At 53.3% G+C, this 13039-nt stretch carries 11 protein-coding genes and 1 pseudogene; 3 read left to right on the forward strand and 9 right to left on the reverse strand.

Going from position 1 to position 13039, the window contains the following annotated elements; genetic code table 11:
* Positions 1-2 precede the first annotated feature (2 nt).
* The 5 genes from sucA to sdhC all read right to left on the reverse strand — a co-directional run bounded on the left by sucA (position 3) and on the right by sdhC (position 6646).
* Positions 3-2804, reverse strand: coding sequence for a 2-oxoglutarate dehydrogenase E1 component (gene sucA, locus NNO08_RS11365; RefSeq protein ID WP_271456748.1), 2802 nt, complete (start codon positions 2802-2804; stop codon positions 3-5).
* Positions 2805-3402: 598 nt separating this feature from the next.
* A complete protein-coding gene (sdhB, locus tag NNO08_RS11370) occupies positions 3403-4119 on the reverse strand; it encodes a succinate dehydrogenase iron-sulfur subunit SdhB (protein ID WP_202039119.1) in 717 nt (238 codons plus the stop codon).
* Positions 4120-4134: 15 nt separating this feature from the next.
* Positions 4135-5901 carry a succinate dehydrogenase flavoprotein subunit gene (gene sdhA / locus NNO08_RS11375; protein WP_271456749.1) on the reverse strand — a complete coding sequence of 589 codons (1767 nt, stop codon included), beginning with the start codon at positions 5899-5901 and terminating at the stop codon, positions 4135-4137.
* Positions 5901-6248, reverse strand: a complete 348-nt coding sequence (gene sdhD, locus NNO08_RS11380) for a succinate dehydrogenase membrane anchor subunit (protein ID WP_271442212.1) — start codon at positions 6246-6248, stop codon at positions 5901-5903. The genes sdhA and sdhD overlap by 1 nt, the downstream gene beginning before the upstream one ends.
* On the reverse strand, positions 6242-6646 hold the full coding sequence (sdhC, locus tag NNO08_RS11385; protein WP_016152282.1) for a succinate dehydrogenase cytochrome b556 subunit: 405 nt from the start codon (positions 6644-6646) through the stop codon (positions 6242-6244). The genes sdhD and sdhC overlap by 7 nt, the downstream gene beginning before the upstream one ends.
* A 383-nt stretch (positions 6647-7029) precedes the next feature.
* Between sdhC and NNO08_RS11390 the strand changes: the two are divergent.
* The 3 genes and pseudogenes from NNO08_RS11390 (at position 7030) to NNO08_RS11400 (ending at position 9857) form a co-directional block, all read left to right on the forward strand.
* A pseudogene (locus NNO08_RS11390) lies at positions 7030-7140 on the forward strand (hypothetical protein).
* Positions 7141-7342: 202 nt separating this feature from the next.
* Entirely contained in the window at positions 7343-8626 is a 1284-nt protein-coding gene (locus NNO08_RS11395; protein WP_271442210.1) for a citrate synthase, read from the forward strand.
* A 184-nt stretch (positions 8627-8810) separates the two neighbouring features.
* The gene (locus NNO08_RS11400; RefSeq protein ID WP_271449844.1) at positions 8811-9857 is read left to right on the forward strand and encodes an AbrB family transcriptional regulator; all 1047 of its coding nucleotides are present in this window, start codon (positions 8811-8813) and stop codon (positions 9855-9857) included.
* On the opposite strand, the gene nei is transcribed toward NNO08_RS11400, so the two are convergent.
* From nei to NNO08_RS11420, 4 genes are read right to left on the reverse strand one after another with little or no spacing between them, the layout of a single operon-like run.
* Entirely contained in the window at positions 9854-10645 is a 792-nt protein-coding gene (gene nei, locus NNO08_RS11405; RefSeq protein WP_271454920.1) for an endonuclease VIII, read from the reverse strand. The genes NNO08_RS11400 and nei overlap by 4 nt on opposite strands.
* 14 nt (positions 10646-10659) lie before the next feature.
* The gene (gene pcp / locus NNO08_RS11410; RefSeq protein WP_202039122.1) at positions 10660-11304 is read right to left on the reverse strand and encodes a pyroglutamyl-peptidase I; all 645 of its coding nucleotides are present in this window, start codon (positions 11302-11304) and stop codon (positions 10660-10662) included.
* A gap of 9 nt (positions 11305-11313) precedes the next feature.
* Positions 11314-12309, reverse strand: coding sequence for a DUF979 domain-containing protein (locus tag NNO08_RS11415; RefSeq protein WP_048212260.1), 996 nt, complete (start codon positions 12307-12309; stop codon positions 11314-11316).
* The gene (locus NNO08_RS11420; protein WP_005122560.1) at positions 12306-13028 is read right to left on the reverse strand and encodes a DUF969 domain-containing protein; all 723 of its coding nucleotides are present in this window, start codon (positions 13026-13028) and stop codon (positions 12306-12308) included. The genes NNO08_RS11415 and NNO08_RS11420 overlap by 4 nt, the downstream gene beginning before the upstream one ends.
* Positions 13029-13039: the final 11 nt, after the last annotated feature.

A 13039-nucleotide genomic window follows, 5' to 3' on the forward strand; every position in this document is an offset into this window, starting at 1 on the left:
ATTTAATCGACGTTCAGCGCGTCATTTACCAGATCTTGTTGCTGTTTCTGGTGAACGGACATATATCCTACTGCCGGAGAGGCAGAGGCCGGGCGACCTGCATAACGCAGAGCTGACCCAAATGGAATTACTTCACGGAAATGATGCTGGCTGCAGTACCATGCGCCCTGGTTAAGCGGCTCTTCCTGGCACCAGACAAAATCATGTACATGAGCAAACGGTTTCAGCGCTTCCTGCACCGCTTTATGCGGGAATGGATAGAGCTGTTCGATGCGCACAATGGCAACATCTTTTTGGTCATTCTTACGGCGTTGCTCCAGCAGGTCGTAATAAACCTTACCAGAACACATTACGACACGCTTCACGGCTTGTGGATCAAGTTCATCAATCTCACCAATGGCTGGCAGGAATGTGCCATTCGCCAGTTCGTCGAGCGTAGACACCGCCAGCGGATGACGCAGCAATGACTTCGGTGACATCACCACCAGCGGACGACGCATACCGCGCAGCGCCTGACGACGCAGCATGTGGTAAACCTGTGCCGGCGTAGATGGGACGCAAACCTGCATGTTTTGCTCAGCACAAAGTTGCAGGTAACGTTCCAGACGCGCAGAGGAGTGCTCCGGTCCCTGACCTTCATAGCCGTGCGGCAGCAACATCACCAGACCACACATGCGGCCCCATTTCTGCTCGCCGGACGAGATGAACTGGTCGATAACGACCTGAGCGCCGTTGGCGAAGTCACCAAACTGCGCTTCCCAGATGGTCAGGGTACGCGGTTCAGCCGTGGCATAACCGTATTCAAATGCCAGCACCGCTTCTTCAGACAGTACGGAGTCCCATACGCGGAACGTCCCCTGCCCGTTATGCACATGCTGCAGCGGGGTGTAGGTTGAACCGTTCGCCTGGTTATGAATGACCGCGTGACGGTGGAAGAAAGTACCACGGCCGGAGTCTTCACCCGACAGACGTACCGGAATGCCTTCGTCTACCAGCGTGGCGTAAGCCAGATTCTCTGCGCCACCCCAGTCGAACAGCTTCTCGCCTGCCGCCATCGCCTGACGATCGCCATAAATCTTGGCAACGCGCGACTGCATTTCAACTGCTTCTGGTACGGTACTGATGCGTTTGGCCAATTCCTGCAAACGCTTCATTTCAACCTTGCTTGGGTAATTTTCATCCCACTCGTGGTTGAGGTACGGTGACCAGGTGAAGGAGTGCATGTTCATTGGACGCCACTCTTTCACGACACATTCGCCAGCATCCAGCGCATCACGATAGAGGTTGACCATTTCGGTCGCATCTTCCAGCGTGGCAACTTTATCGGCTTCCAGTTTGTCAGCGTAGATTTTGCGCGGGGTCGGATGCTTTTTGATTTTCTGATACATCAGTGGCTGGGTTGCGCTCGGCTCATCGGCTTCGTTATGGCCGTGACGGCGGTAGCACACCAGATCAATGAAGACATCACGTTTAAAGGTATTACGGAAATCCAGCGCCAGACGGGTAACGAAAGCAACCGCTTCCGGGTCATCCGCATTCACGTGGAAGATCGGCGCCTGAACCATCTTACCGATGTCGGTGCAGTATGGTGTAGAACGTGCGTCCAGCGGGTTAGAGGTGGTGAAGCCCACCTGGTTGTTGATGACGATGCGAACGGTACCGCCCACTTCGTAACCACGTGCTTTCGACATGTTCAGGGTTTCCTGAACCACGCCCTGTCCGGTCACTGCCGCATCACCGTGAATCGTAATCGGCAATACTTTATTGCTGCTTGGCTCGTCCAGACGATCCAGACGCGCACGTACCGACCCGATAACCACCGGGCTAACGATTTCAAGGTGCGACGGGTTAAACGCCAGCGCCAGGTGCACCAGACCGCCTTCGGTTTCGATATCTGATGAGAAGCCCATGTGGTACTTCACATCGCCGGTGCCGAGGTGTTCTTTATGTTTGCCTGCGAATTCGTCGAACAGTTCCTGCGGGCGTTTACCCAGCACGTTAACCAGTACGTTCAAACGACCGCGGTGCGCCATGCCCAGAACCACTTCACGGGTTCCGCTGTTACCGGCGTGGCGGATCATTTCTTTAAGCATCGGGATTAACGCGTCGCCACCTTCCAGTGAGAAGCGTTTTGCCCCCGGGAACTTCGCACCCAGGTAGCGTTCCAGACCTTCTGCTGCAGTCAGTTCACTGAGGAAGCGTTTCTTCTCTTCACTACTGAATGCGGCACGCCCGGACTCGATACGCTGCTGAAGCCAGCGTTTCTCTTCGGTGCTGGTGATGTGCATATACTCGGCGCCAATCGGGCCGCAGTAGGTTTGTTTCAGTGCGACAACCAGGTCGCTCAGCTTCATGGTGTCTTTGCCACCGGCAAAAGAACCTACGTTAAAGCTTTCCTGAAAATCAGCGTCGGTCAGATCGTGGAAAGACGGATCCAGATCGGCCACATTTTCTTGTTGCCACAGCCCCAGCGGATCGAGGTTCGCATGCTGGTGACCGCGGAAACGATAGGCGTTAATGAGCTGCAGGACTTTAACCTGCTTCACATTGGCATCAGGGTCGGAAATAGAAGAAGAGTAACGTGGGGTAATCAACGCCTGTCGACGGAAATAATCACGTGTTTTTGAGTGGAGTTGATCCGGTTTGACTCCGGTACCAGGTAACTGCTGGAACGTCGAACGCCAGTTAGCATCTACCGAGTCAGGGTCGGTTAAGAAGTCTTCATAGAGCTGTTCTATCCAACTCTGGTTAGAACCGGAGAGGTAAGAAGAGTCCAACCAGGCTTTCAAAGCGCTGTTCTGCATCGTGATCCCTTAAGCATTTGTATGCTTACTTCGCCGTGGATACTACCACGCACACCGATGTGCGTGCCGGGGTTCACTTGCGAGCTCTTTTTGTTTGGCTCGCGAAGGAACCTTTAAAAACTGTCAGAGATAAGGGGCAGTTTTTAGAGGTTTCCTACATTAACGATTCGCCTGATGGCGCTTCGCTTATCAGGCCTACAAGGTACATAACCCGTAGGCCGGATAAGACGGTACGTCGCATCCGGCAACCATTGCCTGATGGCGCTTCGCTTATCAGGCCTACAAGGTACGTAACCCGCAGGCCGGATAAGACGGTACGTCGCATCCGGCAACCATTGCCTGATGGCGCTTCGCTTATCAGGCCTACAAGGTACATAACCCGTAGGCCGGATAAGACGGTACGTCACATCCGGCAACCATTGCCTGATGGCGCGTAGCTTTCAGGCCTACAAGGTACATAACCCGTAGGCCGGATAAGACGGTACGTCGCATCCGGCAACCATTGCCTGATGGCGCTTCGCTTATCAGGCCTACAAGGTACATAACCCGTAGGCCGGATAAGACGTTTACGTCGCCATCCGGCAACCACTACAACAACTTACGCACTACGTTTGAGCAGCATCGACTTAATATGCCCGATGGCACGCGTCGGGTTCAGTCCCTTAGGACAAACACTGACGCAGTTCATGATGCTATGGCAGCGGAATACGCTGAAAGCGTCACTCAAACCGTCCAGGCGGCTGTCGGTCTCGGTATCGCGGCTATCAATTAAGAAGCGATACGCTGCCAGCAGACCTGCCGGGCCAATAAACTTGTCCGGATTCCACCAGAATGATGGGCAAGACGTTGAGCAGCATGCACATAAAATACATTCATACAGCCCATCGAGCTTCTCACGCTGCTCTGGCATTTGTAAATGCTCACGAGCCGGTGGATTTTTCCCATTATTCAACAAGTAAGGTTTAATCTTCTCATACTGTGCGTAGAATTGCCCCATGTCTACCACCAAATCGCGCACAACCGGTAAACCCGGCAGCGGGCGAATGACAATCTTCTTGCCCGGCTGATTCAGCGCAGAAATAGGTGTGATACAGGCCAGTCCATTTTTACCGTTCATATTCAGACCGTCGGAGCCACAGACCCCTTCACGGCAGGAACGGCGGAACGACAGCGACGGATCTTTTTCTTTCAGCTGCATCAGTGCATCCAGCAGCATCATGTCGCGCCCTTCTTCCGCTTCCAGGGTGTAATCCTGCATGTGCGGAGCATCATCAACATCCGGGTTATAGCGATAAATTGAAAACTCGAGTCTCATTTTCCTGTCTCCGCATTAGTAAGTACGAATCTTCGGCGGGAATGCCGGGCGCAGTTTCGGTTCCATGTTGACTTGACGTCGGGTCATGGATTCCGACTCTGGCAGATACAGGGAATGGCACAGCCAGTTTTCATCATCACGTTCCGGGAAGTCGAAGCGACTATGCGCGCCACGGCTTTCGGTACGGAAGTTGGCGGATACCGCCGTTGCGTACGCGGTTTCCATCAGGTTATCCAACTCCAGGCACTCAACGCGCTGGGTGTTGAACTCGCTGGAGGTATCATCCAGGCGGGCATTTTTCAGGCGCTCACGAATGGCTTTCAGCTCTTCAAGACCTTTCGCCATCGCATCACCTTCACGGAATACCGAGAAGTTATGCTGCATACATTCCTGCAGCGCTTTACGGATCACAACCGGATCTTCACCGTCGCGGTTACCGTTCCAGCGATTCAGACGCGCCAGAGAGGCATCGATCTCTTCTTCCGTCGCATCCTGCAGGTTACCTTGCTCGGCGATAGACTCCTGCAGATGCAGACCGACCGCACGACCAAAGACCACCAGGTCCAGCAATGAGTTGCCGCCCAGACGGTTGGCACCGTGCACCGATACGCAAGCGATCTCGCCCACTGCAAACAGTCCAGGAATAACTACATCTTCGCCCTGCTCGTTCACGGTCAACGCCTGGCCAGTCACCTTGGTCGGAATACCCCCCATCATGTAGTGACAGGTTGGAATGACCGGAATCGGCTCTTTCACCGGGTCAACGTGAGCAAAGGTACGAGACAGCTCCAGGATACCCGGCAGACGGGATTCCAGTACTTCTTTACCCAGATGGTCGAGTTTCAGTTTAGCGTGCGGGCCCCATGGGCCATCACAACCACGGCCTTCACGGATTTCGATCATAATGGAGCGCGCCACCACGTCACGACCCGCAAGGTCTTTCGCGTTCGGGGCATAACGCTCCATGAAGCGTTCGCCGTGTTTGTTCAGCAGGTAACCACCTTCACCACGGCAGCCTTCTGTTACCAGCACGCCCGCACCAGCGATACCGGTTGGGTGGAACTGCCACATTTCCATATCCTGCACCGGCACGCCAGCGCGGATTGCCATACCTACGCCATCACCCGTGTTGATGTGAGCGTTAGTTGTCGACTGATAAATACGGCCTGCGCCACCGGTTGCCAGCACGGTTGCGCGGGCTTTGAAGTAAACCACTTCACCGGTTTCGATACACAGTGCGGTACAACCGACAACGGCACCATCAGCATTTTTCACCAGATCTAACGCATACCACTCGGAGAAAATCGTGGTGTGGTTTTTCAGGTTTTGCTGATACAGCGTGTGCAACAGCGCGTGGCCGGTACGGTCAGCCGCCGCTGCAGTACGTGCCGCTTGCTCGCCACCGAAGTTTTTCGACTGACCGCCAAACGGACGTTGATAAATGGTGCCATTTTCCAGGCGGGAGAACGGCAGCCCCATGTGGTCCAGCTCCAGAATCGCTTCCGGGCCGGTTTTACACATATATTCAATGGCGTCCTGATCCCCAATGTAGTCCGACCCTTTTACAGTGTCGTACATGTGCCATTCCCAGTTATCTTCATGGGTATTACCGAGCGCAACGGTGATACCACCCTGCGCAGAGACGGTATGGGAACGGGTTGGGAAGACTTTGGAGAGCAGCGCACAGGTCTGACCGCTCTGGGAAATTTGCAGCGCCGCGCGCATACCTGCGCCACCGGCACCAATCACAACAGCATCAAATTCTCTGACTGGCAGTTTCATTACACACCCCACACCACAACAAATCCATAAATGACGTAAACCACCAGCGCAACGACAATGGCCAGTTGCAGAATCAGGCGAACTGCCAGAGGTTTAACGTAGTCGGTCAACACCTGCCACATGCCAATCCAGGCATGAATCAAGATGGAGAAAAGCGCCAGCAGGGTGAAGACTTTGGTGAATGCCGATGAGAAGAAACCGGTCCAGGCTTCAAAGGTCAACTCGCCACTGGTGGCGAAGAAGCCGACCATATAGATGATGTATAACGTCAGAACGATAGCGGTGGCACGGACCAGAATGAAGTCATGTACGCCATTGCGTCCTAATGCGGAGGCGTTGCTTACCATACGAGGACTCCTGCGAGAAGTGAAAGCACGACAATGATAACGAAACAAATTTTGGCGGAGCGTGTCCCTGCTTCGAGGGTTTCTTCGATATAGCCAAAATCCATCAACAGATGGCGAATGCCCATGACGGCGTGATAGGCCAGCGCAATCAGAATCCCCCACAGAATCAACTCCACAAAGAAGTTATTCATAATGGATGACGCGGCGAGGAAACCTTCAGGGGAGGACAGGCTGGTACCCAATAACCACAACAGGATCCCGACCGCCACGAAGGTGATCACTCCAGATACGCGATGGAGAATGGACGCTATCGCCGTGATTGGGAATCGGATCGTTTGCAGATCCAGATTGACAGGTCTTTGTTTTTTCACATTTCTTATCATGAATAACGCCCACATGCTGTTCTTATTATTCCCTTTGGACTTCGGGCACAGAAGATGAAGACTTCTGTAGTCTGAAAGACGCCGGGATTTCCTTCCTCCGGTCTGCGTGCGGGTCAGACAGCGTCCTTACTATAACTACGCGTCATATAAAACACTGCTTCCAGTTGCTAAAACGACACGTTACAACGCTGGTTGGCTCGGGATTGCAGGGTATTCCGGAGACCTGGCGGCAGTATAGGACGTTCACAAAATCATTACAATTAACCTACATATAGTTTGTCGGGTTTTATCCCGAACAGTGACATAGGTCACGATAACAACATTATTTTAATTTTTAATCATCTGATTTGACAATCATTAAACAAAGTTGTTACAAACGACACCAGAAAAAGCATATAATGCGTAAAAGTTATGGGGTCACTCTTTCACCGGAGATTTAGTTATGTAACAGTGTGGAAGTATTGACCAATACCTTCAGGACAGTTATTAGTGATAGACAGGTTAAATAATTCGGATTGCTAAGTTGTTGATTTGTTGCTAATTCACCATGAGTTAACTGATTTACCTGCAAGCGCCCATTGCTCTGTACCCTGGTTTTCTCCTCTATCGCAGAGCGGCGAGCCGAATAACAAACTGGTAATGGTTAATTGATGAGTTGAAACAGATCTCACCTGAGCAGTCTTAAGTAATAAGGCGCTAAGGAGACCGTAAATGGCTGATACTAAAGCAAAACTCACTCTTAATGGTGACGCTGCTATTGAACTGGATGTGCTGAAAGGTACGCTCGGTCAAGATGTTATTGATATTCGTAGCCTTGGCTCAAAAGGGATGTTTACTTTTGACCCAGGTTTTACCTCTACCGCATCCTGCGAATCCAAAATTACTTTCATCGACGGTGACGAAGGTGTTTTGCTGCATCGCGGCTTCCCAATTGACCAGTTGGCGACCGAGTCCAACTATCTGGAAGTGTGTTATATCCTGCTGTACGGTGAAAAACCGTCACAGGAAGAGTACGACGAGTTCAAAACCACGGTCACTCGCCATACCATGATCCACGAGCAGATTACCCGTCTGTTCCACGGTTTCCGCCGCGACTCTCACCCGATGGCCGTTATGTGCGGTGTTACCGGTGCGCTGGCCGCGTTTTACCACGACTCGCTGGATGTCAATAATGCGCGTCACCGTGAAATCGCCGCTTTCCGTCTGCTGTCCAAAATGCCAACCATGGCAGCAATGTGCTACAAATACTCCATCGGCCAGCCGTTTGTTTATCCGCGTAACGACCTTTCCTACGCCGGTAACTTCCTGAACATGATGTTCTCCACGCCGTGCGAAAAATACGAAGTAAACCCAATCCTGGAACGCGCAATGGATCGTATTCTGATCCTGCATGCTGACCACGAACAAAACGCTTCAACATCAACCGTACGTACCGCAGGTTCTTCCGGCGCTAACCCGTTTGCCTGCATCGCAGCCGGTATCGCTTCCCTGTGGGGACCGGCGCACGGCGGCGCGAACGAAGCTGCACTGAAAATGCTGGAAGAAATCAGCTCAGTTAAACACATTCCGGAATTTGTTCGCCGCGCGAAAGACAAGAATGATTCTTTCCGTCTGATGGGCTTTGGTCACCGTGTTTACAAAAACTATGACCCGCGCGCCACCGTCATGCGTGAAACCTGTCATGAAGTACTGAAAGAACTGGGCACCAAAGATGACCTGCTGGAAGTGGCAATGGAGCTTGAGCACATCGCGCTCAACGACCCGTACTTCATCGAGAAGAAACTCTACCCGAACGTAGACTTCTATTCTGGCATCATTCTGAAAGCAATGGGCATCCCGTCCTCCATGTTTACCGTAATCTTCGCGATGGCACGTACCGTTGGCTGGATTGCACACTGGAACGAAATGCACACCGACGGCATGAAAATCGCCCGTCCTCGCCAGTTGTACACTGGCTACGATAAACGCGATTTTAAGTCTGATATTAAGCGTTAATTTGCCGTGCCGGATGGCGCTCATGCTTATCCGGCCTATAAAACGTTCCAGACATAGGCCGGATATGCCGCATGACGTTGCTATCCGGCACATTTCTGCTTTTTATTGCCCCTCGTAGTTTTATTCTTATCGCGCTTTCTCTATGATTTATTAAGCGTTACTTAATATTATTCAGGAGCATGGGATGCCTGTGTTGCGGTGGGGTTTACTGTTTTTACTGTCACTCCTTCTTTCCCTGCTCTTTCTGTCTGTTCATCTCCCGGGTCCCTTGCTGCTTGGGTCGATGATTGTCGGTATTATCTTCAGTATGCGCGGCATTTCACTACAACTCCCTCGCTGTGCATTTCTTGGCGCTCAGGCCATTCTCGGCTGTATGATTGCGCAAAACCTGACTGGCTCTATTTTAACCACGCTTGCAGCGCACTGGCCGGTGGTTATGGTCATCCTGCTGGCGACACTTATCAGCAGCGCGGTCATAGGATGGCTGCTGGTTCGTTACAGCAACCTGCCCGGTAACACCGGTGCGTGGGGTTCATCGCCTGGCGGAGCCGCAGCAATGGTTGCAATGGCACAGGATTACGGCGCTGACATCCGCCTGGTGGCTTTTATGCAGTATCTGCGGGTACTGTTGGTGGTGGGGGCGGCCGCACTGGTCACCCGGCTGGTAATGGGCGACCAGGCACAGGCGGTCAGCGCACAAATTGTCTGGTTTCCGCCACTGAGTATCAACCTGTTCAGTACCCTGATGTTGGCCGCCGTTGCCGGGGGGGCAGGACGCTTGCTGCGTATCCCCTCTGGCGTCATGCTCCTGCCTATGCTGGTGGGCGCATTGCTGAACGCTGGCGGTGTCATGGTAATTGAACTGCCGGAATGGCTGTTGGCAATGGCATATATGGCTATCGGCTGGCAAATAGGCCTGGGTTTTGACAAACAGATATTTTTGATGGCACTGCGTCCGTTGCCACAAATTTTATTGTCTATTTTTTCGCTGATGACGATCTGTGCCGCCATGGCCTGGGGGCTGGCACATTATATGAAAATTGACTTTCTCACCGCCTATCTGGCGACCAGTCCGGGAGGTGTGGACTCCGTCGCAGTGATTGCCGCAGGAAGCCACGCCGACATGGCACTGGTTATGGCGATGCAAACCCTGCGACTGTTCAGTATTTTATTAACCGGGCCGACAGTCGCGCGGTTTATCTCAGCGCATGCGCCAAAACAGCCCGCTTAGTGCTGGCATCCCGGGCACCAGTAAAACGGTCGTGAAGAGAGCATCGTTTTCTCAATAATGCCGCCACAGCGCTCACAGGACTCGCCATCCCGATGGAACACCTTAAAGCGAAATAACGCCCCGTGATGCTTATTCTCATCAGCCAGCCCACGGGTGTTGTAGGACAGGCGTGGGATCTCGAGCAACGCATGCGCCAGCGCGCTGAGCTGTTCATCACTCAGTTGCGATGCTTTATGCTGACCGGTCAGTCCAACCTGCCAGAGAATTTCTACCCGCAGATAGTTCCCCAGTCCCGCCAGAAACGCCTGATCCAACAGTAAGCCAGAAAACTGCCGATTGCGAAAACGGGGTGACAGCAAGCGCGCTTTAACCTCCTCAGACGTTAAACGCAGATCCAGCACGTCCGGCCCTACCCGTTGCAGAAACGGATGAGTCGCCAATTGTGCTGATGTCAGCATCTCAATATCAGACGCGCTATAGAGCAGGATGGTTTTATCGTGTGTTTGCAGTTTGACACGCAGCACACGCGTCGTTTCCGGTATATTTCCGGTCTCCACCACCCGCCATACGCCGTAAAGCTGATTGTGGCTGTATAGCGTCAGGCCATTTGAAAAGTGGGTCAGCAATGCTTTCCCCCGCGTTTCAAGCTGGGTGACGCGCTGCCCGATGAGTTGAGACTGATACGGTTTTAACTGCTCAAAGGCAAACCAGACATCCGTCAGCGGTTTGCCTTTGACTGCCGCCTCCAGGTTATCCGCCGCGCGGCGGATCTCCGGGCCTTCAGGCATAATACTGTCCTTGGTTAGTGTGTTGCACCGCCCGTCACTGCAATATCGCTGTCCACCTGCAATGCAGTGTCAATGGCAATTTCCAGCGCCCGGCGCACCGTTTCGCTCGCCATACTTGGCGCTCCGGGGTGCGCGGCGGCCTGTTGTGGCAGATAAGGAATATGGATAAAACCGCCCTTCACTGCCGGTGTGTCGCGTAACGTATGCAGCAGGCCATACATCACATGATTACAAACAAAGGTACCTGCTGTTTGGGAAACCGAGGCTGGGATACCCGCATTGCGCATGGCCATCACCATCGCTTTGATTGGCAGTGTGCTAAACCATGCCGCCGGACCCTCGGCGACAATCGGCACATCAACAGGCTGCTGACCGTGGTTATCCGCAATACGCGCATCGTCCACGTTGATCGCTACACGCTCAACGGTTATATCTGTACGGCCTCCTGCCTGCCCCACCGCCAGCACCAACGACGGTGACAGCGCGTCAATCGCGGCATTAAGTACGGTTAGAGACTCGCCAAATACGCACGGTAGCTGACGCGCAACGACACGACATCCGGCAATGATAGCATTGTCGAGCCCGGAGACCACTTCCCAGGAAGGGTTAACTGACTCTCCGCCAAAGGGTTCAAATCCGGTGATTAAGACCGTTTTCATCCTTCCTCCTTACAGGAACATCAGGAAATACATCAGGAACACGTTAACCAGCAACAGCAGTATGCCGGTTGGCACCTGCGCTTTAATCACGGCGTTTTTATCCGGCAACTCCAGCAGGGCTGCAGGCACGATGTTAAAGTTCGCTGCCATCGGTGTCATTAAGGTTCCGCAATATCCGGAGAACATCCCAATAGCCGCCATCACCGCGGGGTTACCACCATGCTGCAACACAAGAATTGGAATACCGATCCCGGCGGTTACAATCGGGAAAGCAGCAAATGCGTTCCCCATGACCATCGTCAACAGCGCCATACCAATGGTGTATACCGCCACGGCGATAAAGCGGCTATCTACCGCGAGGTACTCCTGGGTCAGATACGATATACCACTGCCCACCCCTGCCGCCGTAAACAGCAGCCCGAGCGTCGCCAGAATTTGCGGCAGGATGAACGCCCAGCCGATGGAGTCCAGCAGACGGCGGGCTTCCTGAATGGGCTGATGGACGCGCTCATGGGTCATTTTTATCGCCATTGCCAGGCCAATCAGCGAGCCTGCCGTCATAGAAAAGAGCGTGACCAGCGTGGCGTGATTCCCCGGCCCAAACAGTGCATCCTGCAAGCCCGGAATATGGTTAAACATCAGTACACCGATAACGGTCACCACCGGAATAGCCAGCGCCGGAAAAAACAGGCGATTACCCAGTCGGCTGGCGCTTTCTTCACGCTGCTGCTGGGTGCGTTGATGATAACTTCCCAGTTTCACACCGCCAAACCCGGCAATCAGCGCCAATACGACTACCGCAATGCCGACCGCGATATGTACCGTACGTTTGTCACCAAACAGTGAGTACGTCCAGTCGCCAAGCAGGAACAGCACACCATACAGTCCCCAAAACAGCCCCGTGCTCAGACGACGTGGGTTCGCTTTGTCCTGCCAGGACATCACCGCCACAATCAACAGTACCGCGCCCGCCAGCCAGTAGAGATAGCTTTGCTGAAAATTCATTGCGCTGCTCCTTTCGCTGCCGCATTGGCTTTCGCCACCTCACGCTGCAGATAGTTATCCAGACGCCACAAGCGCGTACCGTGGATCAAGAAGGCGCAAATTGCCGTTGGGATCCCCCACAAAGCAATATGCAGTGGCTCGGTCTGGATCCCACCGGACTCCAGCATAAAGTTGTGCATGAAAATGATCGCCCCAAAGGCAACGAAGATATCTTCACCGAAAAACAGACCAACGTTGTCAGTCGCCGCAGACATTGCACGCAGGCGATAACGCACGGCCCCCGGCAATTCGCCGTGGTTTTTCTCCGCTGCCCCTTCAGCCATCGGGGCTAATAACGGACGTACCATCTGAGGATGCCCCCCCAGGCTGGTCAAGCCCAGCGCGGCGGTCGCTTCACGAATAAACAGATAGACAATGAGCAGACGACCACTGGTGGCGCTACGGATTTTCGCGATCCACGCCTGGGCTCGCTCTTTCAGCCCGTGACGTTCCAGCAGACCAATGACTGCCAGCGGAATCAGCAGGATAAACGGCAGGTTGCGGGTGTTGAGAAAGCCTTCACCCAGCTTTTCGAGAATAGTGGCGATTGGCATATGCGCTGCCAGCCCGGTGACGATCCCGGCAACGATAACCACCAATACCGGGTTAAAACGTAAAAGAAATCCGACCACGATGACGGCGATCCCCGTCAATGGCCAGAGAGAAATAGCCTCTCCCATAATTAAATCCC

This window comes from Citrobacter sp. Igbk 17, assembly GCF_028069775.1.
Taxonomy (GTDB): domain Bacteria; phylum Pseudomonadota; class Gammaproteobacteria; order Enterobacterales; family Enterobacteriaceae; genus Citrobacter.